This window comes from Solwaraspora sp. WMMB762 (assembly GCF_049179115.1).
Lineage (GTDB): Bacteria > Actinomycetota > Actinomycetes > Mycobacteriales > Micromonosporaceae > Micromonospora_E.
On the sequence record NZ_JBMHMD010000001.1, the window covers coordinates 1,763,986 to 1,787,173 of the forward strand.

The 23,188-nt window shown below is 69.6% G+C and carries 19 protein-coding genes and 1 pseudogene; 10 read left to right on the forward strand and 10 right to left on the reverse strand.

Annotated elements, in window-relative coordinates:
• Positions 1-41: 41 nt before the first annotated feature.
• A complete protein-coding gene (locus tag ACN27J_RS07740; protein ID WP_421364787.1) occupies positions 42-815 on the reverse strand; it encodes an SIR2 family NAD-dependent protein deacylase in 774 nt (257 codons plus the stop codon).
• A gap of 217 nt (positions 816-1,032) precedes the next feature.
• The gene (locus ACN27J_RS07745; RefSeq protein ID WP_421364788.1) at positions 1,033-1,542 is read right to left on the reverse strand and encodes a hypothetical protein; all 510 of its coding nucleotides are present in this window, start codon (positions 1,540-1,542) and stop codon (positions 1,033-1,035) included.
• A gap of 791 nt (positions 1,543-2,333) precedes the next feature.
• On the opposite strand from ACN27J_RS07745, the gene ACN27J_RS07750 reads away from it, so the two are divergent.
• Both ACN27J_RS07750 and ACN27J_RS07755 read left to right on the forward strand, forming a co-directional pair.
• Positions 2,334-2,522: a DUF397 domain-containing protein gene (locus ACN27J_RS07750; protein ID WP_421364789.1), complete on the forward strand. Its 189-nt coding sequence runs from the start codon at positions 2,334-2,336 to the stop codon at positions 2,520-2,522.
• Positions 2,523-2,759: 237 nt separating this feature from the next.
• Positions 2,760-2,999, forward strand: a pseudogene (locus ACN27J_RS07755) (SDR family NAD(P)-dependent oxidoreductase); the annotation flags it as partial.
• A gap of 179 nt (positions 3,000-3,178) precedes the next feature.
• On the opposite strand, the gene ACN27J_RS07760 reads toward ACN27J_RS07755, so the two are convergent.
• On the reverse strand, positions 3,179-3,802 hold the full coding sequence (locus ACN27J_RS07760) for a TetR/AcrR family transcriptional regulator (protein WP_421364790.1): 624 nt from the start codon (positions 3,800-3,802) through the stop codon (positions 3,179-3,181).
• Between the two features lie 148 nt (positions 3,803-3,950).
• Between ACN27J_RS07760 and ACN27J_RS07765 the strand changes: the two genes are divergently transcribed.
• A complete protein-coding gene (locus ACN27J_RS07765) occupies positions 3,951-4,994 on the forward strand; it encodes a hypothetical protein (RefSeq protein ID WP_421364791.1) in 1,044 nt (347 codons plus the stop codon).
• Here ACN27J_RS07765 and ACN27J_RS07770 read toward each other — a convergent pair.
• Entirely contained in the window at positions 4,972-7,287 is a 2,316-nt protein-coding gene (locus ACN27J_RS07770) for an AbfB domain-containing protein (RefSeq protein ID WP_421364792.1), read from the reverse strand. The genes ACN27J_RS07765 and ACN27J_RS07770 overlap by 23 nt on opposite strands.
• A 174-nt stretch (positions 7,288-7,461) precedes the next feature.
• On the opposite strand from ACN27J_RS07770, the gene ACN27J_RS07775 reads away from it, so the two are divergent.
• The 3 genes from ACN27J_RS07775 to ACN27J_RS07785 are packed head-to-tail and all read left to right on the forward strand — an operon-like array spanning position 7,462 to position 9,803.
• Positions 7,462-8,514, forward strand: a complete 1,053-nt coding sequence (locus tag ACN27J_RS07775; protein ID WP_421364793.1) for a LacI family DNA-binding transcriptional regulator — start codon at positions 7,462-7,464, stop codon at positions 8,512-8,514.
• A gap of 6 nt (positions 8,515-8,520) precedes the next feature.
• Positions 8,521-8,976 carry a thioesterase family protein gene (locus ACN27J_RS07780; RefSeq protein ID WP_421364794.1) on the forward strand — a complete coding sequence of 152 codons (456 nt, stop codon included), beginning with the start codon at positions 8,521-8,523 and terminating at the stop codon, positions 8,974-8,976.
• Entirely contained in the window at positions 8,973-9,803 is an 831-nt protein-coding gene (locus ACN27J_RS07785) for an MBL fold metallo-hydrolase (protein WP_421364795.1), read from the forward strand. Before ACN27J_RS07780 ends, ACN27J_RS07785 begins: the two co-directional genes overlap by 4 nt.
• Here the strand turns inward: ACN27J_RS07785 and ACN27J_RS07790 are convergent.
• A complete protein-coding gene (locus tag ACN27J_RS07790) occupies positions 9,776-10,270 on the reverse strand; it encodes an RrF2 family transcriptional regulator (RefSeq protein ID WP_421364796.1) in 495 nt (164 codons plus the stop codon). The two genes, ACN27J_RS07785 and ACN27J_RS07790, sit on opposite strands and share 28 nt — an antisense overlap.
• Before the next feature lie 114 nt (positions 10,271-10,384).
• Here ACN27J_RS07790 and ACN27J_RS07795 point away from each other — a divergent pair, with 114 nt between their 5' ends.
• Both ACN27J_RS07795 and ACN27J_RS07800 read left to right on the forward strand, forming a co-directional pair.
• Positions 10,385-11,227 (forward strand): IS5 family transposase, encoded by an 843-nt coding sequence (locus ACN27J_RS07795; RefSeq protein ID WP_421364797.1) that lies wholly within the window; start codon positions 10,385-10,387, stop codon positions 11,225-11,227.
• A 176-nt stretch (positions 11,228-11,403) separates the two neighbouring features.
• Positions 11,404-12,687, forward strand: coding sequence for a globin domain-containing protein (locus ACN27J_RS07800; protein WP_421364798.1), 1,284 nt, complete (start codon positions 11,404-11,406; stop codon positions 12,685-12,687).
• Positions 12,688-12,703: 16 nt separating this feature from the next.
• Here ACN27J_RS07800 and ACN27J_RS07805 read toward each other — a convergent pair whose 3' ends face one another.
• Both ACN27J_RS07805 and ACN27J_RS07810 read right to left on the reverse strand, forming a co-directional pair.
• The gene (locus tag ACN27J_RS07805) at positions 12,704-13,030 is read right to left on the reverse strand and encodes a cupin domain-containing protein (protein WP_421364799.1); all 327 of its coding nucleotides are present in this window, start codon (positions 13,028-13,030) and stop codon (positions 12,704-12,706) included.
• 56 nt (positions 13,031-13,086) lie between these two features.
• Positions 13,087-13,443, reverse strand: coding sequence for a Sir2 family NAD-dependent protein deacetylase (locus ACN27J_RS07810; protein ID WP_421364800.1), 357 nt, complete (start codon positions 13,441-13,443; stop codon positions 13,087-13,089).
• A gap of 177 nt (positions 13,444-13,620) precedes the next feature.
• Here ACN27J_RS07810 and ACN27J_RS07815 point away from each other — a divergent pair, with 177 nt between their 5' ends.
• A complete protein-coding gene (locus ACN27J_RS07815) occupies positions 13,621-14,604 on the forward strand; it encodes a helix-turn-helix domain-containing protein (RefSeq protein WP_421372146.1) in 984 nt (327 codons plus the stop codon).
• A 344-nt stretch (positions 14,605-14,948) separates the two neighbouring features.
• Here the strand turns inward: ACN27J_RS07815 and ACN27J_RS07820 are convergent, their stop codons facing one another.
• The 3 genes from ACN27J_RS07820 to ACN27J_RS07830 all read right to left on the reverse strand — a co-directional run bounded on the left by ACN27J_RS07820 (position 14,949) and on the right by ACN27J_RS07830 (position 21,612).
• Complete coding sequence (locus ACN27J_RS07820) at positions 14,949-17,339, reverse strand: family 43 glycosylhydrolase (RefSeq protein WP_421364801.1); 2,391 nt, start codon at positions 17,337-17,339, stop codon at positions 14,949-14,951.
• Positions 17,340-17,395: 56 nt separating this feature from the next.
• Positions 17,396-20,314, reverse strand: coding sequence for a family 43 glycosylhydrolase (locus ACN27J_RS07825; RefSeq protein ID WP_421364802.1), 2,919 nt, complete (start codon positions 20,312-20,314; stop codon positions 17,396-17,398).
• A gap of 368 nt (positions 20,315-20,682) precedes the next feature.
• Positions 20,683-21,612: a carbohydrate kinase family protein gene (locus tag ACN27J_RS07830; RefSeq protein ID WP_421364803.1), complete on the reverse strand. Its 930-nt coding sequence runs from the start codon at positions 21,610-21,612 to the stop codon at positions 20,683-20,685.
• A 365-nt stretch (positions 21,613-21,977) separates the two neighbouring features.
• Here ACN27J_RS07830 and ACN27J_RS07835 point away from each other — a divergent pair, with 365 nt between their 5' ends.
• Positions 21,978-23,087, forward strand: coding sequence for a lytic polysaccharide monooxygenase auxiliary activity family 9 protein (locus ACN27J_RS07835; protein WP_421364804.1), 1,110 nt, complete (start codon positions 21,978-21,980; stop codon positions 23,085-23,087).
• Positions 23,088-23,188: the final 101 nt, after the last annotated feature.

Here is a 23,188-nt window from a genome sequence, read left to right on the forward strand (position 1 = left end):
CGATCTAGAAGGATTGTGGTCGATATACCGGCCAGATCCTTCTAGATCAACTGGTGGACGAGGGCGGGCAGCACCGTACCGATGGGTTCGCGCAGCACCGCGTCGGCGATCGGGTCGTACGGCGTCGCCGCCGCGTTGACGATCACCACTCGGGCGCCGGCTTCGGCAGCGACCTCCACCAGGCCGGCGGCGGGCTGCACGGTCAGCGACGTCCCGACGGCGAGCAGCAGGTCGCAGCGTTCGGCGGCACGCACCGCCCGGCGCAGGGTAGGCCCGTGCAGCGACTGGCCGAACGAAATCGTCGCCGCCTTCAGGATGCCGCCGCACAAGCGGCAGTCCGGGTCGTCCTCGCCGGCGGCCACCCGGGCCAGCGCCTCGTCCATGCCGGTCCGGTCGTCACAGCTCAGGCACTCGACCTCGGACATGGTGCCGTGGATCTCGATCACCTTGTCCGGACTGTTGCCGGCGCGCTGGTGCAGGCCGTCGATGTTCTGGGTGACGATCGCGGCCAGCCGGCCGGACCGCTCCAGCTCTACCAGGCTCGCGTGGCCGTCGTTTGGCTGCGCGGACCAGGCCGGATGGTCCCGGCGGCCGATCCAGGACCGACGCCGCACCGCCGGGTCGGCGACGTACGCGTCGAGGGTGAACAGCTTGGCCGCCTCCGGGTCCCGGGTCCAGACGCCGTTGGGGCCCCGGAAGTCGGGAATCCCGGAGTCGGTGGAGATGCCGGCTCCGGTCAACGCCAGGACCCCTCGGGCGGCGGCGACCCAACCGGTGACCTGTCGGATGTCGACGTCGTCGCGTACACCACTCATCACGCGACGGTAGCCCGCGGCACCGCCGGACGACGACTCCCGTCGGGGCGGCCGAACCTCCGACGACCGAGTACGTGCGGGTGTGGGCCCCTGCCCCGGCGTACTCCGGACGGGGCGTGCACTGCAGGTCCTGGCCCAGGATACTAAGGGCTCCCGGTCACCTGATCGGTGACCGGGAGCTCGTCCTGTTTCGCCTGGTCTCGTCAGGGGAACAGCGTCACACACCCGGGGGCCGCACCGGTGAGGGATGCCACCCCACCTTCGGAATCAGCAGATACTGTACAGCCACCACACGGTCGCCAGTTTCCCCGAAGGACCCTTTTCCATCCTGCGACGGCCGCTCTCGCGCCGCATTATCGGCGTCTGGCCAACCAATGATCAAATCCCCACCTTGTCCACCGGAAACGTTCCGGCGTGATGGATCAGATTTACCATGGGCACCGCGCGGCAACTCGGGATCACCATCGTCACCGCGCGACAACTCATCATTGGAGTATTCGATATAGAGAAGCTTCTTGCGATATTTGATCGACTGCCGACCGCCTGGCCGGCGACGCTCGATGGCATCCGCCGCGACCGCGAAGGCGCTCACGAGCCAATCGACCGCAGCACCCTCCCTCTCGGCCTCAATGAAGGCCTCAACTTCGATGACACCCTCGATGGCGTCGCTGGAGGTTGAAACATCTGCGACACTGGCCGAGTTCTCAACCGCGAGGATCTCTTCCAAGAGGCGTTCCGCATCGGCATGCAACTCGGCTGCGACTGGCCGTAGCCCTGCACCCCATCCTCGGGGCACGGCCCGTAAGACGATCCTCGCCTCCATCCGTTCAGCTCCTTATACGATTCTAGCCTCCGATCCCTCTTCCGCCGACCCCCGGTTGGACGCCGTCGACATCTGAGCGAGTTTGCCCATGCCCTGAGGCGATCCGCATACCTCATGGCATCTTCCGGACTCCACTTCAAACTCTTGGAGTGATTGCCACAACTGCAGAAGATTCGACCTTCCGGTCGGCTCACCCGACCCGTAAATCCACGGCAGTACAGTTCCTCCAGGACCCTCCGGATCTCCATCTCAGGATGCCACGGAAAGCCGTAAATCGGTCCCAAGTCGTCTCCCATCATCAGGCTACCGACCGTACGTAAACGACGGCGAGCCGGGTGGGTGACGCATAGACACAAGACAGACTTCAAGATGGTGAATTTTTTCAATGTCAAGCTATTTTGAGACATGAAGTCGATCACCATGTGCGCTCATGAGGAATTGTCACCTTCACAGTGTGCCCCAATTTGATGAACTACCCAACCCCACAGCGGCGCACGTCGCACTAACTGTGCGACTTCCCGCGATGTGGGCTAGATACCAAAGATCTTCCCTCTCCGGAGTCGGCCCCTATCCCGGTGGCAGCCCAGTCGCCCGACCGCACCGGCATCGAGCCTGGAGAGCGGCTGGGAGTCGATCCGGCAGTACGCTCTACCCTGCGCGCACTCGCTCGAACTGATCACGAAGGCGGGAGAGACATGGACCTCACCAAGCCTCGTTGGCGCAAGAGCACCAAGTCCGACACAGGGGCCTGCGTCGAGGTGGCCGACAACTTCACCGGGCGCGTCCTCGTCCGGGACACCAAGGACCGTGACGGTGGCACCCTGGCCTTCGGGCCGGCCGCGTGGCAGTCCTTCGTGTCGACCGCCGCCGATCTGAAGCCCTGAGCTGGCCGTAGGTCGGATCACCCAGCCTCGGCTCCACCTGCGCGGCTGGAGCCGAGGCAGCGCCACAACCTCCCCGGAGCCTCATCGACACCTGAGGACCGAGCACACGGCGGAGGCATCCGAGCATGGTGACGCGGCCGTCGTATGTGGTCACTGGAGGTGCCCGGGGCATCGGTCGCGCGATCGCCGAACGCCTGGCCCACGAGGGTCAGCACCGCGGCCTTCGGTGACGCGGGTATGGGTGACGTGTCTGCGGCTCAGATCCTGGACCTGATCTCCACCAAACTGGCTCTGGCGGTCACCGGCTGCCACGTCGCGGTCAACCACTTCCTGGCGCATGGGCGCGGCGAGGCCATCGTCAACGTCCCGTCCCACCAGGCGCAGCGCCTGGTCCGTGGAGCGCTGCCCTATGCAACCGCGAAGGCTGCTGTCGAGGGTCTGACCCGGGCGATGGCGGTGGATCACGGCCCGGCCGGCATCCGTACCAACGCTGTCGCGCTCGGCTCCATCGCCACCGACCGGTTCGAGCGGTACCGTGCCCCTGTCGCCTTTTGTTGTCTCCCGCCGCCGGATTCGTCAGTGGCGTCGTCCTCGCCGTCAACAGCGGGCGGGCAGTCAACGGGCCTGATCCCGAGGCCACCCGACTCGAGCCCTGATCATTGCGACGGCGACGGCGGCGCAACGGCGTCGAAGGCCGGTCGCAGCGGCGTCAACGCGGCCCGGACCAGGTCCGGCAGCGACCCGGACGGCACCACGAATCCGGGCATCGACGGCGGCACCGTGCTGGACTGCAGCCACTGCTGAACCGCGACCTTGGCTGCTGCGCTGGCGCTTGCGGCCAGTACCTGTCCGGTCAGACCGTCCACGTCCGGGCACCGGCCGGTGATGGCCTGGGCGAGCGGGCCTTCGATCGCGGTGACGGCGTCAACGTAGCAGGCGCGGAGCGCGGCGCTGCTCGTGATCATCAGGAGGGTGCCCTGAGCGTGGTCGCCAGGGTCGGCGTACTGCCCGACGACAGCGTCGATGACAGCGTCGGCCAGACCGACGTCAGCGGGGCGGTCGGCGATGGCTGCCGCGAGCCGGGACCCACGCTCAGCCGTGACCGCCGCGACGATCGCCTGCTCCCGGCTTGAGAAGTAGTTGTTGTAGGTCCTCGGTGATACGCCTGCGGCCTCGGCGATGTCGTCGACGCGCACGTTGTCCGGCCCATGCTCCAGCGCCAGTCGCAGTGCCGCCGCCCGGAGTGCCTCCCGGGTGGCCTGCTTCTTCCGCTCACGCAAGGGTGGCCGACCTGCTGTCACTCCCTCACTATCGCACGACAACTGCGCGCACGCTTAATTGCGTACGCGCAAACTTGCGTACGCGCACTTTTATGTTAGCCTCGGCCCGCACGACCCCCGACAGCTGCCCAGGAAGGACCACGAGGACATGCGAGCCAGAGGCATCGCCTACGACACCGGCTTCGTCCGTGACGACCGGAACTCCCTGGAACACTTCGATCCGGAGCGGGTCCGGCGAGAGCTGACCGTCATCCGCGACGACCTGCACTGCAACGCCGTCCACGTCGTCGGCGGCGACCCACAGCGCTTGGAGTTCGCCGCCCGCGCCGCCGCCGACCTTGGACTGGAGGTCTGGTTCTCGCCGTACCCGCTGGACCTGACGACCGACGAGATCCTCGCCCTGTTGCTCGACTGCGCCGAGCGGGCCGAACGGCTGCGCGCAACCGGCGCCGAGGTGGTGTTCGTCGCCGGGGTCGAGCTGAGCGTCATGAACCGAGGGTTCATTGACGGCGACCGCATCGAGCAACGGCTCAACCACCTGATGGCCGACCCGGCTCGCCGGATGGCCGAGGCACGCTCCCGGCTCGGGCGCTTCCTGCCCACCGCCGTGGCGGCGATCCGCGAGCGATTCCACGGAAAGGTCACCTACGCCGCGATACCGTTCGAGGGCGTCGACTGGGACCTGTTCGACTTCGTCACCCTCGAACTGATCAGGTCCGCCGAGGTCGCCGACCAGTTCCGGGACCGCGTACGCGGTCTCGTCGCTGCGTCGAAACCGGTCGCCGTCACCGGCTTCGGCACCGCCACCTGGCGGGGCGCGGGCGATGTCGCGCCCCGCAGCATGGAGATCATCGAGTACGACGAGGCCACCGGGGAGCCGCTGCGGCTCAACGGGCGGTACCAACGCGACGAGGCCGGCCAGGCGGCGTACCTCAGCGAACTGCTCGAAATCTTCGACTCCGCCGGGGTCGACAGCACATTCGTACACCTCTTCGCGCTCGACAACCTGCCGCACCGCCCCGACGGTGACCCCCGCGACGACCTCGATCTCGCCAGCCCCGGGATCGTCAAGGTCATCGACGGCCACAGCAGCGGTGCCTACGCCGGCCTTCCGTGGGAGCCCAAAGCAGCCTTCGCAGCGGTCGCCGACCGTTACCGCGTCGGCGCGCTCACGGAGCCCAGGCGGGGCTGAGCTCCCAGGTCGCGTCGGCCGCCCAGCTGGTCGGCGAGTTCCAGCTGTGGCCGCCCGCGCCGTCGCTGAGCCAGATCTCGGCGGCGTAGTGGCGCAGGAACGAGCCCGGATAGTTGTACGACTCCAGCGAGACATCGGATCCGGTCAGCCCGTGCCGGGCGCACCAGGTGGCGTCGGCGCGCAGCAGCGCCGTACCGTCGTCGGGCGAGTTGCGGACCCGGGAGTTGGCGTGCCGCAGGTACTGGCCGGGGAAGTTCACCGACTCGAACGAGTAGCAGTCCGGGTCGGCCAGACCAGGCCGGGTCACGTACGTCGCGTCGTCCTTGAGCAGCTGCGGGCTGTCGGCGGTGACCACGTCGGTGTAGGCCAGGCTGTCGCGGTGCCGCAGGTAGCGGTCGGTGAAGCCGGGTGTGGTGACCCGCAGCGACCGGTGGGCGTCCAGCGGCAGGGCGACCGGGGTACGCGACGGCAGCGCCCGGGAGGTGGCGATCAGCGCCAGGTTGGCTGCCCGTACCCGGGGCTCGTCCATCTTGACCACCTGGCGGTCGTACGTGAGGAAGCCGTTCAGCTCGCCCTCGACGTCGGTGATCTCGGTGTAGACGGCGGCGCTCAGCCCTCGGCCGATCATCAGGTTGGTGGTGCCCTGGATCAGCCCCACGTAGCGGTCGGTCAACGCGGCCGGGGTCGGCTGCCACTCGTATGCCTGGAAGTTGCCGTTCGGGCTGTATTCGTGGCCCGGCACCCGCAGGCCGGGGCCGCCGAACTCGCCGAGCACGGAGATCCGCCCGCCGGTCGGCGCGGGCGCGCCGGGTCCGACGTAGACATGCCAGTCGTCCATGTCGCCGTTGCCGGGGTTGCCGAGCGACTGGCAGCAGTTGTACCCGCTGTGGGTGTTGACCAGCCGGGTCGGGTCGAGGTCCTTGACGGCCTGGCCGACCCGGATCGTGTCGGCGAGGGCCCGTTCGCCCCAGCCTTCGTTGTAGACGACGTAGGCGACCACCGACGGCGAGTTGCGGTGCTCGTTGACGATCTGGCGCGCCTCCGCCTCGAACTGGGCCTGCTGGGCGTCGGTCGGGTCGATGTCCTGGGCGGTCATCGACGGGATGTCCTGCCAGACCAGCAGGCCGAGCCGGTCGGCGTGGTAGAACCAGCGCTGCGGTTCGACCTTGATGTGCTTGCGCACCATGTTGAACCCGAGGTCCTTGTGTTTGCGCAGGTCGAAGGCGAGTGCCTCGTCGGTCGGCGCGGTGTAGCCGCCGTCGGGCCAGTAGCCCTGGTCGAGGGTGCCGAGCTGGAAGACGAACTCACCGTTGAGGGTCGGTCGCGGCACCCCGTCGATGATCCGTACGCCGATGTCCCGCATCCCGAAGTAGTGGGTGGTCCGGTCGACGACCCGACCGCGCCGGTCGCGCAGGGTAACCCGCAGGTCGTAGAGGTACGGGTCGTCCGGAGACCAGAGGCGGGGGTTCGGCACCGGTACGGCGAACTCGGTGAAGCCGCCGGTGGCGGTGCCGACGACGGTGCCGCCGGCGAGGGCTTCGGCGCGGACGGTGTGGCCGGCGGCGTTGCCCCGGGTGGCGACGCGGACCCGGATGGTGTCGCTGGCCAGGTCGGGGCGCAGGTCGACGTCGCTGATCGAGGTGGCCGGGGTGGGTTCCAGCCAGACGGTCTGCCAGATGCCCGACGCCGGGGTGTAGAAGATCCCGCCGGGGGTGCGGGTCTGTTTGCCGATCGGCGGCAGGCTGCCGTGCTGGCGGCTGTCGGTCGGGTCCCAGACCGTGACGATCAGCTCGTTCGGGCCGCCGCGCAGCGCACTGGTGATGTCGAAGCTGAAGGCGTCGTAGCCGCCGGTGTGATCGCCGACCCGCCGGCCGTTGACCCAGACGGTGGTCTGCCAGTCGACGGCGCCGAAGTGCAACTGCACCCGCCGCCCGGTCCAGCTTCGCGGGACGGTGAAGGTACGCCGGTAGGTCAGGTAGTGCCGGTCGTCGTCGGCGGCCCGGCCGATGCCGGACAGCGCCGACTCGACCGGGAACGGCACGTTGACCCGTTCGGGCAGGTCGACGCCGAACTGCGGGGGGTCGTCGGTGGTGGACTGCCGCAGTTGCCATTCGCCGTTGAGGTTGCGCCAGTCGGGGCGGGTCATCTGCGGTCGGGGGTACTCGGGCAGCGGGGTGCCGGTAAGCGCCTGGGCGGTCCACGGGGTGATCAGTGGTGCGGGGCGGGCGGGCACCGCGACGGCGGCCGGGGGCGCGACGAGCAGGCCGGCGGCCGCGGTCACGGTCGCTGCCACAACAGCGGTCCAACGGGTACGGGGCGATCTCATGTCGTCTCCATCGGTGGACGGGCCGGGGACGGGATCGGATCAGATCGTGCATCGAGGTACGTCGAGGCTTGTTTATAACGTTATAGACGTCCGGTCGACCGCCGTCAATCTCCGCCCGTCGATGTATGCCAGGATCGACGCATGGGTGCCAGTCTGCGGAGCATCGCCGAGCGCGCGGGCGTCTCACTGGCCACGGTCTCCAACGTGGTCAACGGCTACCGGCCGGTGGCCGAACCCACCCGACGCCGGGTGCAGCAGGCCATCGACGAACTCGGCTACACCCCGAACCTCAGCGCCCGGCACCTGCGGCGCGGCCGAACCGGACTGATCGCGCTGGCCATCCCCGAGCTGACCAACCCGTACTTCGCCGAGCTGGCCGAGATGGCGATCCGGGAGGCTGCGGCCCTCGGCTACACCCTCGTGATGGAGAGCACCGACGCAGACCCCGACACGGAGCTGGCGCTGCTCGGTGGCTCCCGCCGGCACGTCGTCGACGGGCTGATCCTCAGCCCGGTGCGGATCGGCCGTACCGAGGTGCTCGCCCGCCGCGACGCGCTACCGCTGGTCCTCATCGGCGAGGGTGTCTCCGACGTACCGCACGACCACATCGCCATCGACAACGTCGCGGCCAGCCGCGCGGCGGTGGCGCACCTGGTCGCGCTCGGCCGCCGCCGAATCGCCTTCATCGGGGCCCGTGGCCACGACGACCGACAGTCGGCGCAGCTGCGGCTGCGCGGTTTCCGGGCGGGCCTCGCCGCCGCCGGGCTGCCCGACCGGCCGGAACTGACCGTGGTCACCGACCGGTTCGGCCGGGCCGACGGCTCGACGGCTATGCGACGACTACTCTCCCTCACCGAGCCGCCGGACGCGGTCTTCGCGTACAACGACCTGATCGCGCTCGGCGCGATGCGCGCCGCCGTCGACGCCGGCCGACGGATCCCGCAGGACGTCGCGGTCGTCGGGATCGACGACATCGAGGAGGGACGGTACGCCAACCCGAGTCTGACCAGCATCTCCCCGGACAAGGCGGCGATCGCCCGGCTGGCGGTCCGACGGCTGGTCGACCGGATCGAGGGACGCCCGCCCCGGCCGCCGTACGACGTGCAGACCCCGTTCACCATGGCGGTCCGGCAGAGCACCGCCGGCGCGCGGTCCGGCTTTCGTGGTCCGACGCAGGTCGAGCACCTAGGCTGAATGGTCATGGGACAGACGCCGGAGAACAGTTTCCGCCCGGGTGCCACCGCCCGGGTCGAGCTGACCGTGACCGATTCCGACACCGCCCAGGCGGTCGGCTCGGGCGACGTACCGGTCCTGGGTACCCCGCGGCTGCTCGCGCTGGCCGAGGCGGCGACGGTCGCCGCCACCGCCACCGGGCTGCCACCCGGCATGACCACCGTCGGCACCCGGGTCGAGCTGGACCACCGGGCGGCGACCCCGGTCGGCCGCACGGTGGCCGCGCTGGCCCGGCTGACCGAGGTCGACGGGCGGCGGTTGGTCTTCGAGGTGGTGGTGTTCGAGGCGGGCACGACCATCGCGCAGGGCCGTATCGAGCGGGCCCTGGTCGACCGGCACCGGTTCGTCGAGCGGGCCTTCGACCGCACGCCGGCGCCGCGCGCCGGCGACGACCCCACCGGTGAGCGGGCAGTCTCCGGATGAGCGCCCGGTTCGTCGAGGTCGGCGACCGGGTGTACGTACTGCGCCGGCCCCGGCTCGACGTCAACTCGACGCTGGTCGTCGGCGCGGCCGCCGCCGTGCTCGTCGACACCGGCAGTACGCCGGCCGAGGCCGCCGAGCTGGTCGAGGCGGCCCGACGGATCACCCACCTGCCGTGGTCGGTGGTGAACACCCACCACCACTTCGACCACTGCTTCGGCAACCAGGTGGCCGCCGGGGACCCGCCCGCGCCGGTGTGGGCCCATCAGGAGGCGGCCCGCCTGCTGGCCCGCCCGGTCGAGGTGGTCCGCGAGGAGGCGTACCGCGAAATGATCGGCCACGATCCGCAGCTGGCCGAGCAGCTCAGCCACGCGGTGGTTCACCCACCGGACCGTACGGTGACCCGCGCCGCGACGCTCGACCTGGGCGGCCGGGCGGTCGAGCTGTGGCATCCCGGGCGTGGGCACACCATCGGCGACCTGGTGGTGCACGTCCCGGACGCGGACCTGCTGGTCGCCGGTGACCTGGTCGAGCAGGGTGCCCCACCGTCGTTCGACGACGCCTACCCGCTGGAGTGGCCGGACACCCTCGCGGCGGTGCTGCGGCGGCTCGGGCCGGCCAGTGTCGTGGTCCCCGGCCACGGCGCCTGCGTCGGCGTCGACTTCGTCCGGGCCCAGCACGCCGACCTGGTGGCGTTGGAGTGGCTGATCCGAGACGGGCACGCCGACGGCGCACCGCCGGCGCGGGTGGCCGCGCGGGCGCCGTTCGGGCCGCAGGCGGCGGGCGTCGCGGTCGTCCGAGGCTACGCCGAACTGTCCAACCGGGCCTGACTGACCTCGGCGCGCCTGTCGAGGGCCGGCGACGGTTCTCCGAGGTCAATGGTGAGCAGTGCGGGCAGTGGACCGGTGTCGGCGTCGACGAGGTCCCCAAGACAGACCTTGTCGAGCGCGGCGAGGAAGGCCGCCTGGGCCCGGCGCAGCTCGACCCGCAACCGGCAGCCGGCGCGCAGCGGGCAGGCCGGCTGTTCGCAGGAGACCACCTCACCGTCGCCTTCGAAGGCCCGTACCACCTGGGCCACGGTCATCTTGGCGGCGTCCGGGGCGAACGCGGTGCCGCCTGCCCGGCCCCGGACCGTAACCAGTACGCCGAGCCGCTGCAGCCGTTGCACGACCTTGGCGACGTGGCTGCGTGGCAGGGCGAGCCGGTCGGCCAGGTCGTCCACCGTGGTACGGGTGCGTGACGCGGCGGTGAGCATGGCGATCCGTAACGCCATGTCCGTGGACCGGTTGAGCTTCACGTCCCGACCTTAGCGGTCGCGCGTAATGGTGGGTTGATCGGCGCGCCTGAACGGATGCAGGCACAGAACTAGTGATCATGAAGTTGCTGACGCTCCGTGATCACGGGAGGTTCTGTGCCTGCCATCCCAGCATGGCTGATCGAGCCGTTGTGGGTCCAGTTCGCCGCGCTGCTACCCGATCGGCCGACCTACCAACCGACACACCCGTTGGGCTGTCACCGTAGACGGGTCGATGACCGCATCGTGTTCGACAAGCTGGTTCAGGTGTTGCGGTTCGGCTGCTCCTACGAGGCGATCGCCGATGCCACCTGTTCGGCCACCACGATCCGCGGCCGCCGTGACGAATGGATCCGCCTCGGGGTGTTCGCCCAGCTCAAGCAGATCGCCGTGGACGCCTACGACCGGCTCGTCGGCTTGGTCTTGAGTGACATCGCCGTAGACGGCTGCATCACCAAGGCTCCCGGCGGCGGTGACTGCGCCGGACGGTCCCCCGTCGATCGGGGCAAGCAGGGCATGAAACGCTCCACGATGGTCGACGGCTACGGCATTCCCCTCGGCCGGGTCCTGGCCGGCGCGAACCGACACGACTCGCCCCTGCTGGCACCCACCCTCGATCACCTCGACGACCTCGGCCCACTACCGCCGACCATCACGGTGCACCTTGACGCCGGCTACGACTCCGCCACCACCCGAACGCTGCTGGCCGAACGCGGCCTGACCGGCGAGATCGCCCACAAGGGCGACAAGGCACCCATCCAGGCGAGCCAACGGTGGCACGTTGAACGGACGAACAGCTGGCACAACGCGTTCAACCGGCTGCAACGCTGCTACGAACGAACAGAGAAGGTCATCGACGCGTACTTCGACCTCGCCGACGCGATCATCACCGTCCGCAGCCTCACCCGACGCGCATGGACCCTCTACCGATGGGACAACCGCCCCACCCGCCGCCGATGACCACCAACCATTCCGCGCGGCCTCTTAATCAGCCACGGCAGGCCGGCACCGGTCCAGCCGCTTCGGCGCGGCCGGCCGGCCCGGCGCGGCGTGATCGCGGCTCGGGACCAATGGCCCTAAAAGAGGAGTCGCAGATTCCTGTTTAGTGGCGTCGTACCCGTCCGATCCCCAAAGGAGTGACCGTGCTCTCGAAGTCCTCAGCAGCGGTGGTGACCGCGACCCTGCCCGCCGTACAGGCCCACGGTGAGGCCATCACCAGCCGGTTCTACCAGCGCATGTTCGCCGCCCATCCGGAGCTGCTGGATCTGTTCAACCGGGGTAACCAGGCGACCGGCCGCCAGCAGGCGGCGCTGGCCGCCGCGGTGGTCGCCTACGCCGAGCACCTGACCGGGCGCAGCATGCTGCCCTGGGCGCCGATCCTGGACCGGATCGCGCACAAGCACGCCTCGCTCGGCATCACCGCCACCCAGTATCCGATCGTCGGGCGGCATCTACTCGCCGCCGTCGGCGAGGTGCTCGGCGACGCGGTGACGCCCGAGGTCGCGACGGCGTGGGACGAGGTCTACTGGCTGCTGGCCTGCGAGTTGATCGCCCGGGAGGCCCGGCTGTACACCGTCGCCGGACTTCCCCTGCAGGCCGACGCCGGCTGGCGGCCCTGGCGGGTCGTCGAGAAGATTCCGGAGACCGCCGACGTCGTGTCGCTGATCCTGGCCCCGGCCGACGGCGACCCGGCCCCCACCTTCACCCCCGGCCAGTACGTCTCGGTCGCGGTCGATCTGGCCGGCGGCCAGGGGCGGCAGATCCGCCAGTACAGTCTGTCCGGTCGGCCCGGCGCCGCGACCTGGCGGATCACCGTCAAACGGCTCCGGGGCAGGGGCGGCGCAGCGGACGGGTCAGCCGCCGGCCCGGTGGCCGGGTCGCCGGTGCCGGACGGGGCGGTCTCCAGCCAGCTGCACGACCGGACCGCCGTCGGCGACATCCTGCGGCTGAGCCCGGCGTTCGGCGAGGTCAGCTCGATCGGCGGCACCGGCGGGGCCGGCTCCACCGGCGCGCCGCTGCTGCTGGTCAGCGCCGGGATCGGCGTCACTCCGGCGATGGCCGCCCTCGCCCAGCTGAGCACGGTCGCGCCGGCCCGCGAGGTGGTGCTGGTGCACGCCGACCGGTCCGCGGCCGCGCACCCGTTGCGCCACGAGTTGCCGGAGCTCCAGCAGCGGATGCCCAACCTGTCGGTGCACCTGTGGTACGAAAACGCCACCGACGGCGAACTCCCCGAGTTGAAGGCGACGATCAACTCCGGATGGGTCGATCCGGCACGGATCCCGTTCGCGCTGGACACGTACGCGCACCTGTGCGGGCCGGTGCCGTTCATGGCCCAGGTCCGTGGCGGGCTGCTGCGCCGGGGCCTGCCCGCCGAGCGGATCGTCTACGAGGTGTTCGGGCCAGGGATGCTGGCGGGCTGAGCCGCCGACACCGCCGTCAGCGGGCGACGGTCAACAGCACCGCCGAGTCCTCGTCGGCGTACAGCGCGTGCCGGGCGTCCGGGATGACCAGCAGGTCACCCGTCTCGCCCGGCCAGGACCGGTCTCCGGCGACGAGCCGAACCCGGCCCCGCAGCACCAGCAGGGTCGCCTCACCCGGGCTGGCGTGTTCGGCGAGCGCGTGTCCGCCGGTCAGCGCGAGCAGCGTGTGCCGCAGGGCCGCGCCAGGTCCACCGTGTACGGTCTTGGCACTGCGCCCGTTGTCGGCGGCCTGGGCCACGGCGAGTTGCTCGTCGGCCAACGCGGACAGCGAGGACACCGACATGGGACACCTCCGGGACGGTCGGGTGAGGCGGTCGATGCGGATACCTGTCCCGCCTCTCACCCAGCGTCGCCGCTTCGCGACCCGTTCACCAGGGACGTTGGTCCCGATCCGACCGGGTCACGCACCACCGCGTCGGCGATCGCGTCGTACGGGGTCGGCGCGGCGTTGACGTTCACGACGTGGCCGCCGGACTCGGCGGCGATCTCCACCAGCCCGGCGGCCGGCTGCACCGTCAGCGAGGTGCCGACGGCGAGCATCAGGTCGCAGTCGGCGGCGGCCCGCGCCGCCCGCCGCAGGGTCGGTCCGTGCAGCGACTGGCCGAACGAGATCGTCGCCGTCTTGAGGATGCCGGCGCAGTGCCGGCAGGCCGGGTCGTCCTCGCCGGCGGCCACGCCATCCGTCCTGGCGGTCACCACCAGACTCCGGCCACCGGCCCGGAGACACCCGTGAGTCGAGGTTGGCTGGGGAGCAGCGGTGGCGGCAATCGGATCAAGAGCCCGCGACCGATTGTGCGTTCACAGCCAACCCCGAACAGCTCTCCCCATTTGACAATGGGTGGATGTCAACGTCTGGAGCAGCAGGGAAATGTCATGTATGTACTTTATGACACCAGGTCCGTTCATCCGCTCGACCGGTACGAGTACGCCCGCAGCAGCGTCGCTACCGAACTCGCCCCGGTGGCCATCCACGGACGTGCACCAGGCGACCTGCTCGCGGTGATGTCAGTCGCTGAGGTCGGCGACTTCAAGATCGAGGCGGTGACCTGGGCCGCCGACACCGAAATCATCGCGCACCGAACCGGCCGCCTCATCAGGGAATGTGACCCTGAGTGCTATCGGATCTTCCTCAGCGTCAATGGTGGTGCCCGGATGGAGCAGGCGGGCAGGCAGGTGCTGTTCCGCGCCCGGGACATCGGGCTGTACGACCTGTCCCGACCGTGGCAGGCCGTGCACCCAACCGGCCCAGTGCCGATGCAGCTGGTCATGCTGACTTTCCCGCGAACGTTGCTGCCGATCGCCCGCGCCGGCGTCGCGCCACTCGTCGGCACCGCCGTGCCGAGGAACCTACCCGGACGCAGCCTGATCGCCGAGTTCCTCATCGGGCTGGCTGACACCGCCACCGATCAGGAAGACGAACCAGATCTCGCGGCCGCTCTACAGGAGTGCACGGTCGGGTTGATCCGCCAGCGGCTCAACCAACCGCTCGGATTCACCCCGCGCACCCGACACCTACTGCGCATGGCGTCGTTTCGCACCATTCTTCGCCGGCACCTCAGTGACCCGGCTTTCGACCCCGATCGGCTCGCGGAGCTTGCCAACGTGTCACCGCGCTACCTTTACAGGCTGTTTCAGGACACGGGGATCACGCCGATGCAACTACTCAAACGACTGCGCCTCGAGGCGTCGCACCGCAGCCTGCGAAATCCCTTGATGGCTGCCGCACCGATCAAGACAATCATGACCGAGTACGGGTACCTTCGCCCCGACCAGTTCGCCCGAGACTTCAAGCGGCACTTCAGTGTCTCCCCGACACAGGTACGTGGCACCGCCGCTCGGGGCAGGTTGATGGCATGAATCCTGACGCGCAGGAGAACGTACCACCCGACGAACGCATGCGGATCGACGTCACGTTCGTCCTCCCCCGCAGACTCATGTGGCTGCTGGCCGGAGTCGTGATCGGCAACCTCGGCTCAGCCAACGACTTACTGGTGAAGTCGGCTCGACGCGGCTCGAATCCTCGCGCGGCAAGGCATCGGGTGCCAGGGGATCACTTCGGATAGAGGATCATTGTGGGACGCCCTTCCGTGTCGGCGTCACCGAGTGTCCACCGTGCGATCACCTCGTCAGGCATGCAACAGCGGCGGTGTGGGGCGGCCCGGACGACCGGACCGCCCCACACATCGGGTACAGCGTCAGGTTCAGAGGCAGGAATGTGCCTCGTACGGCACGTCCAGCGTCACCGACACCAGCTCACCGTCGACCTTCGCCGAGGCGGTCACCGTCGCCACACCGGCCGGTACGGTCGCCGTCTCCGTCGGGAACGTCCGCGCCTTGCTCGTGCCCGGCTGGACGCCGTACTCCTTGGTCCCGTAGTCCGTGGTCACCGAGCCGGTGATCCGGGCCGACGCGTCGTTGGTGACGTCGACGACCAGCTGGGCGTTACGCCCGAAGCACCGGACGCTGCCTGTCGCCAAGACCGCCAGATCCCGCGCGAACGCCCAGGTGTCCAGCTCGAACAGGTCCTCGCCGGCCGGTCCGGTGTAGGTGAAGTACACGTCGTGCACCCCGGTGACGCCGTCGAGCGACGCGGTCAGCTCGGTCCACTCGCCCAGCGGCGCGTCGACCGGGATCGTCGCCACCACCGGCGCGGTGACGTCGCCGAGCCGCACCTCGATCGTCCCACCGGCCACCAGCGGACGGACCTTCGCCGTCAGGCTCGCCACCCCGGCACCGAAGTCCACCGACGACAGCGCCGTCCAGTCGCCGTTGTCGACGTCGCGGACCACCAGGTTGGGTGCCGCGTCGCCGAACTGCGGGGAGCCGCCGTCGACCTTCGCGGTCGCGACCCCCTTGCTCCAACCGAACGTCTCGGCCTCGAACACGCGGTACGGGTCGAAGTCGCGGACCTGCTCCACCCCGGCGTAGGTGCCGACGACCTGCTGGATGGTGCCGTCGGAGTTGAAGGTCAGCTCCTGGATGTGCGGGCTGCGGTAGCCCTGGGTGGTGTTGCCGTTGATCCGCTTGTTCAGCGTCGGGGCGTGATAGGTGAAGTAGTACTTGCCCTCGTACTCGAACACCGACTGGTGGTTGTTGCCGCCGGTGCCGGCCCCGAAGAACTGCGACTGGTTGGGGAACAGCACGCCCGCGTACGTTTCCTTCGGCCACGACATCGGGTCGTCGGAGATCAGGTAGCCGATCTGGCCACCGCCGGGGTAGCCGGGCAGCGGTGTCTGGTTGCCGCCGAAGTCCGGCCCGCCGAAGTGCGACGAGTACGACAGGTAGTACTTGCCGTCGCGCTTGAACACCTGGGCCGCTTCGAAGGCCACCGGGGCGTCCACCACGGCGGCCGTACCCTCGGTCGACACCATGTCCGCGCCGAGTTCGATCGCCCGCAGGTTCTTCGGGTTGTTGAACCGCTCCTCCGGCGGCATGCTGGTCGACGCGGGACCGCCACCGAAGTAGAGGTACTCCTCGCCGTCGTCGTCGACGAACGGCGCCGGGTCGAACTTCCAGGCGACATCCTCGGCGCCGGGCGTACGGCCGTCGATCAGGGTGCTCGTCCGCTCGCTGACCCACGGGCCGATCGGCGACGCACCGGTGATCACGTTGCTCGACCCACCGCCGTTGGCGTAGTAGAGGAAGAACTTCTCCTCACCGTCGACCACCTTGCGGGCCATGCCGGGTGCCCACGAGTTGTTGGTGAACGGTGCGACACCGTTCGGGCCGGCGACCTGGATCTCGCCGTGGTCGGTCCAGTTGACCATGTCGGTCGTGGAGATCACCGTGATCTGGTTGATGTCGCCGTAGTTGATGCCGGGCGAGACGCCGGTGTTCGGGTCGGGGGCGTACCCCTGGGTGTCGTTGGTCAGGTACAGGTAGACTCGGCCGTCGTGGACGAAGCCGTACCCGTCGGCACCGAACTTGTGCCCGATCAACGGGTTGTGTTCGCCGGGCAGCTTGCCGACGACCTCGATGGTCTTCGACGGTGCCGGCGGCGGCGGTGCGCCGACCACTGACACGTCGTCCAGGGTGAAGTCCATCAGGTGCAGATCCGGGTCCGCCGACGGGTTCGACGTCCACGGCGTTTCGAAGAACAGCCGTGCCGTCGCGACGTTCTGGCTGGCCGGGATGGTGAACTGCCCGGAGAACTGCGCCCACTGGCCCTTGGCCGCGGTCACGCTGACCAGGTTGGTGTAGGTGGCTCCGCCGTAGTGCATCGTGGCGAAGAACTGCTTGGTCGCCGGCGAGGCCGCGTTGTCGTACCTGATCCGGGCGGTGAGGGCGTAGGTCTGCCCGGCCTGCACCTTGCCGGACAGGTCCTGCATCGGACCGGATCCGGTGGTCGCCCGGTCGGTGACGAGCACCGCGCTCGCCCCCGAGAAGGCGTCGTCGGTCGGCGTCAGCGTCGCACTGTCGGTGGCGTTGCCGTTGTTGACGAACCAGCCGTCCAGCCCGGCCTCGAACCCGCCGTTGACGATCAGGTCGGCGTCGGCGGCGTACACCGGCGACGTCGGGGCGACGAGCCCGGCGGCTACCAGGGCGCCGACCGCCGCGAGTGCGCCGACCCGTCGCCGGGCCGTCGTTGTCACGTGTCGTCTCACGAGCATCCTCTCTTGGTGATTCCGGTTGGTGGGTGGGAATTCGGTCACTGGCAGACGCGGGCGTCGTACGGCACCGTCACGGTCGTGCTGACCGGGGTGCCGTCGACACGTGCCGTGGCGGTCACCGTCACCTCGCCGGCCGGAATCGACGCCGCGCCGGTCGGGAAGGTGCGCACCTTGCTGGCGTCCGGCTGCACCCCGTACTCCTTGGTCCCGTACGGCGAGGTCACCGTGCCGGTCGCCCGCGACGACGCCGCACCGGTCAGGTGCACGACCAGCTGGACCTTCTTGGCCAGGCAGCGGCTCGACGTGGTGACCGACACCAGCGCCGGCACGTCGAGCCTGAGCACGCCGAGCCGGGCCAGCTGGTAGCTGAGCGCCCGTTCCGGGGCATCGATCTGGTTCTGGGTGCCGAACTGGCCGGCTCGCGCGGCCACCGCGTCGTCGAGGGCGGCCCGCATCGCCGCCCAGGCGTCCGCCGGGTAGTCGGCCGCGCGCAGCGTCGCCGCGTACCCGATGGCGGCGTCGAGGTCGGCGGTACGCAGCGGCTGGCCCTGCGCGGTCAGGGTGTCACTGAGCAGGTAGTGGTCGAAGTCGACGTGTCCGCCGGTGGTCTCGGTGGCGTAGGTGAACAGGCCGACCCGGTGGCCCATGAAGTGGGCGAGGGAGCCGTCGAGGGTCTGCGGACCGACCCGGTCACCGAGCGGGGTCCAGCTGAGCCCGTCGAGGCTGTAGTAGAAGGTGGTCCAGAGCTGCCCGGTCGGCGCGGCGAAGTCCAGATCCGCCTTGAGGTGCACCTCGGTGGCGTCACCGAGCGCCACGGTCGTCCCGGGTAGGAAGGTCTCCAGCGTGGCCTGGTCGAGGTCGACGGCGAACGGCTGGCCCCGGTTGACCACGCCGAGGGTGTTGACTCCGTCGACCCGCTTGACCGCCGCGTACGAGAAACCCCGGTTGTAGGCGGCGATGCCGGCGACGTCACCGTCGCGCATCGCGGAGATGTCCATCCTGGTCTCGGCGGACTGTCGCGGGCCGAAGGTCCGCTGCGACAGCGTGTTGCGGGCTTCCTCGAACCAGGCGAGCTCGGCCCGGTTGGACAACTTCGTGTACACGTACTCGCCGGTGACGACCTTGCCGTTGGTCAGGCGCAGCCAGCCGTCGCGGTCGGTGAGCGACCAGTAGCGGTTGTCCGGGGCGTGGTTCCACTCCCAGGCCATGTCGAGCCGGGAGCCGTTGGGGGCGATCTCCGCCTCGGTCGGGTGTTCGATGGTCGACGGCTGGCCGACGATCGACACGTCGTCGAGCAGGTATTCGACGGTCGACGACGGTGGCTGCGGGTTGGCCCACGGCGTTTCGACGGCGAACTTGTAGTTCGCCAGGTTGGCGGTGGCCGGCACGGTGTAGCGGCCGGTGACGGTGGTCCACTGGCCGGCCGGCACGTCACCGGCGGCCATCACCTGAACACCGCTGCCCCAGTCGGCGACCAGGTTGAAGCGCACGCTCGCCGGACCCGACGTGTACTTGACCTTTGCCGAGACGGTGTAGGTGACACCGTGCTGCATTTTGCCGTTGAGGAACTGGTTCGGGCCGGACCCGTTGAGGGTCCGGTTGCTCACCCGCAGCGCCGTCGGCCCGCTGGCCGGGTCGGTGGAGTCCAGGTTGAGCGTGGCACCGTACTGCGCGCTCCACGGGGTGAGCGCACCGGATTCGAAGCCCGCGTTGTCGAGCAGTTCGACGCCGATCAGCGAGTCGTCGATCGGTGGCGGGGTAGGGATTGTCCACTGTTCGTCCTGGTACGCCTTGTGCGGGGCGTCGTTGGCGAAGTCGTCGGAGACGACGATGCTTTTCTGCCGCTGGAACAGTTCCTCGGCCGCGCTGAGCCGGATCGGCTTGTCGAACACGCCACCGACCGGCACGACGCCGTTGGTGCCGAAGACCGGCCAGCCGTCGGACCAGGTGGCCGGGATCAGCGCCGGGATGCGGCCGATCGGGAACGTGTCGCGGAAGAACATGCCGTGCCAGTCGGTGCCGCCGTCGGCGGTGGCGATCGGCACCAGGCTGCCCTGGGCGAAGCCGTTGGAGTTGAGCACGCCACGGGCAACGTATGTGTTGACGCCGCCGGTCGAGGTGTAGCGGCCGAGCAGTTCGGTCGAGCGGAACATGACGACCTGCCGGCCCTGCCCGGACGGCCAGGTGATGATCACGGCATAGTAGTAGCCGTCGATGTAGTAGAACTGGGCGCCTTCGAACAGTCCGCCGATGAACGGCTGGCCGGCGTAGTCACCGGCGGTGAAGATGTCAGGGTAGTCCTGTTCGATCGCGGTCAGGTCGGCGTTGAGCCGTACCGCGCTGGTGCCGCCGGATCCGTAGAAGATGTACGGGGTGCCGTCGACGTCGAAGAACAGCGACGGGTCGTGCAGGCCCCGGCCGAGCGGGGTCCGCTGCCAGGCACCGTTTTCGACGTCATCGGTACGGTAGATGTACGCGCCGCCGAGGTTGTTGGTGTTGAACGCGACGTAGAACGTGCCGTCGTGGTAGCGCAGCGACGACGCCCACTGGCCCTGGCCGTACGAGTTCCCTCCGTTGCGCAGCGAGAACGAGTCGCCGATGCTCGCCCGGTCGAACACGTAGTTGACGATCTCCCAGTTGACCAGGTCGTAGGACTTCATGATCGGCGCACCAGGGCTGAGGTGCATCGTGGTGCTGATCATGTAGTAGATGTCCCGGCCTTCGTCGTTCTCGGCGGCCGGGACCCGCTCGACGCTGATGTCCGGCACGTCGGAGCGCAGCAGCGGTACGGAGTATGTGCCGTCGCCGTTGTCGGTCGACGTGTACGACGAGCGCGGGGACCAGGTCTCGGCGGCGTGCGCCGTCCCGCCGACCGGTGACAGTACGCCACAGAGGAGCACGCCGGCCGTGACGTACGCGAGGCGGCGTCGTAGGCCGGCCCAGTGAGCGCTAACCATCGCTGGGATCCGGGCGATCGCCGCAACGCACCGTCTGACAATTCTGGCGAGGCGGACCGGTACGAGCCCGGTCCGGACAGGATTGGGCCTGCGTGTGGATGAGCTACGGGGAACGTGGCGGCCGATGGACGCTTGCATGCGAGCTCCAGACGCGAACGTGACGGGAGCCTCATCCTGTTAGCGCTCACATCCACCGGTCAAGGTTTCCAGCGATACTCGTCTGAAATGTCCGCGAAACCTGGGTCCCACGTGGATTCCCACCTGGATGGAGCCGACCGTCACCGAGGTCGCCGACCGGGTGCACGTGCTGCGCCGACCCGGTCTCGACGCCAACGTCAGCGACGACCAGGTCAGCCGGGCGCAAAAGGTCAGCCGAAACGTTCGGCGACGGCCGCCCGGGTGGGCATCGACACCGCGCCGCCCGGTGACTCGCACACCAGCCCCGCCACCTGTAGGGCGAACCCGACCCGGTCTGCCCAGCCGGCGGCGTCGGCCGGCAGCCCGGTGTCGAGCAGTTCGGCGATCAGTGCGGCCATCACCGAGTCGCCGGCACCGGTGGCGTCGACCGCAGCCACCGTCGGGGCGGCCACGGTCAGCACCTCGCGGCCGGCGCTGACCAGGGCGCCGTCCGCACCCCGGGTGACCACCACCGCACCGGCGCCGAGATCGTGCAGCAGCGCGGCGGCGGTCACCGGGTCGGCGCCGTCGTAGAGCGCCTCGGCGTCGGCGGCGCTGAGCTTGACCAGGTCGGCGGTTGCCGCGAAGCCGGCGACGACCTGCCGGTACGCGGCCAGCGACGCCGCGTCGGGCAGCAGCCGGGGCCGGACGTTGGGGTCGAAGACCCGCAGCCCGCCGGTGCCTGCCCAAGCCTGCCGGGCGGCGGCCAGGGTCGGCTCACACAGCAGGGCGATGGAGCCGCAGTACAGCACGGCGGCGTCGCCGACGAGTTTCCCGTCGAGGCTGGCCGGTTCGAGCAGCCCGTACGAGGGCGGGTCGCCGTAGAAGCGGAAGTCCGGCTCGGCGCCGGTGAAGGTGGCCACCGCCAGGGTGGTGGGCGCGGGCACGGTGACCAGGGCCCGGTCGCCGACCCCGGCGGTACGCAGGAAGTCGCGGATCCGGTCGGCGAGCGGATCGTCGCCGAGGGTCCCGGCGAACTCGACCGCGCCGCCGAGCCGGGCGACGCCGACCGCGACGTTCAGCGGTGCCCCGCCGATCACCTGGCGGTAGACCGGTTGGCCGGCGCATTCGCCGTCGAGCAGGTCGATCAGTGCCTCGCCGAGCACCACCGCGTACCGCATGGATCTCCTCCCACCTGCAGTTTTGCCGCTGCGAAGTCTGCCAGGTCGGCGCCCGGGCACCGGTCGCCACCCCGCACCTCGCGCCGCACATCGAGCAGCGACTATTGCACTTCCGATCGATGTATGGTGGGATATCGATTACCAGGACAGCGTGGGGGCAACTCGCTGTCCTTCGGACTCGCCGGGAGCTGCGCGAGCGCGCTAGACGTCCATCGGACGGCACGTCGGTCAACCGCGTCCGCGGCACGGCCGGCCGGCGCCGTTCCTCCTCATGTTTCCTGACGTTCCGCCATGTCGGAACCCATCGCCCTGTCCGCCGGCCCGGGTCTGTCCCGCGCCGTGGACCGGTTCACGAAGGAGTCTCGGTGAAAGCTCTACGCAGAGTGGCGGTAGTCGCCGCCGCTTCCGCGCTCACCGCCGGCCTGCTCACGGTGGTGACCCCCAACGCGGCTTCCGCGCACGGTGCCGCCATGACGCCGGGCAGCCGCACCTACCTCTGCTGGGTCGACGGTCTGACGCAGACCGGCCAGATCATCCCGCAGAACCCGGCCTGCTCGGCCGCCGTCGCCCAGAGCGGCGCCAACTCGCTGTACAACTGGTTCAGCGTGCTGCGCTCCGACGCGGGTGGCCGCACCACCGGCTTCATCCCCGACGGACAGCTGTGCAGCGGTGGTAACTCCGGCTTCTCCGGCTACAACCTGGCCCGCAACGACTGGCCGCTGACCCACCTGACCGCCGGTGCCCGGATGGAGTTCAAGTACAGCAACTGGGCCCACCACCCTGGCACGTTCTACTTCTACGTGACCAAGGACAGCTGGAGCCCGAACCGCGCGCTGGCCTGGAGCGACCTGGAGGCGACGCCGTTCCTGACGGTGACCAACCCGCCGCAGCGCGGCGCGGTCGGCACCAACGACGGCCACTACTACTTCAGCGGCAACCTGCCCAGCAACAAGAGCGGCCGGCACATCATCTACTCGCGGTGGGTGCGCTCGGACAGCCAGGAGAACTTCTTCGGCTGCTCGGACGTGACGTTCGACGGTGGCAACGGTGAGGTCACCGGGATCGGCGGAGACAACCCGCCCCCGCCGCCCACCACCGCTCCGCCGCCGCCCACCACGGCTCCCCCGCCCACCACGGCCCCGCCGACCACCGCGCCGCCGACCAGCAACCCGCCGACCGGCGGCTGCTCGGCCACCTACCGGACCACCAGCTCCTGGTCCGGCGGATTCCAGGGTGAGGTGACGGTCACCAACAACAGTTCCGCGAGCATCGGCGGATGGACCACGACCCTGAACTTCGGCAGCGGGGTCACCATCAACAGCCTGTGGAGCGGCACCCACACGGTGAGCGGATCGAGCGTCACCGTCCGCAACGCGGCCTGGAACGGGTCGCTGTCGCCGAGCGGATCGACCACGTTCGGCTTCGTCGCCAACGGCAGCCCCGGCACACCGTCGACGGCCTGCTCGGCGAGCTGATCCACCGCCGCACACGGCAGATTCCCACCTGACCGGGCCCGGCAGCGCGAAACGCTGCCGGGCCCGGTCGGTGCGTGGCTGGGTAGTCCCGGCGACGCGTG

Bases quoted from the DNA above. Each gene is read 5' to 3' on its own strand.
- ACN27J_RS07740 (WP_421364787.1), bottom strand. From the start codon at position 815: ATGAGTGGTGTACGCGACGACGTCGACATCCGACAGGTCACCGGTTGG.
- ACN27J_RS07750 (WP_421364789.1), top strand. From the start codon at position 2,334: ATGGACCTCACCAAGCCTCGTTGGCGCAAGAGCACCAAGTCCGACACA.
- ACN27J_RS07765 (WP_421364791.1), top strand. From the start codon at position 3,951: ATGCGAGCCAGAGGCATCGCCTACGACACCGGCTTCGTCCGTGACGAC.
- ACN27J_RS07775 (WP_421364793.1), top strand. From the start codon at position 7,462: ATGGGTGCCAGTCTGCGGAGCATCGCCGAGCGCGCGGGCGTCTCACTG.
- ACN27J_RS07780 (WP_421364794.1), top strand. From the start codon at position 8,521: ATGGGACAGACGCCGGAGAACAGTTTCCGCCCGGGTGCCACCGCCCGG.
- ACN27J_RS07785 (WP_421364795.1), top strand. From the start codon at position 8,973: ATGAGCGCCCGGTTCGTCGAGGTCGGCGACCGGGTGTACGTACTGCGC.
- ACN27J_RS07805 (WP_421364799.1), bottom strand. From the start codon at position 13,030: ATGTCGGTGTCCTCGCTGTCCGCGTTGGCCGACGAGCAACTCGCCGTG.
- ACN27J_RS07815 (WP_421372146.1), top strand. From the start codon at position 13,621: ATGTATGTACTTTATGACACCAGGTCCGTTCATCCGCTCGACCGGTAC.
- ACN27J_RS07825 (WP_421364802.1), bottom strand. From the start codon at position 20,314: ATGGTTAGCGCTCACTGGGCCGGCCTACGACGCCGCCTCGCGTACGTC.
- ACN27J_RS07830 (WP_421364803.1), bottom strand. From the start codon at position 21,612: ATGCGGTACGCGGTGGTGCTCGGCGAGGCACTGATCGACCTGCTCGAC.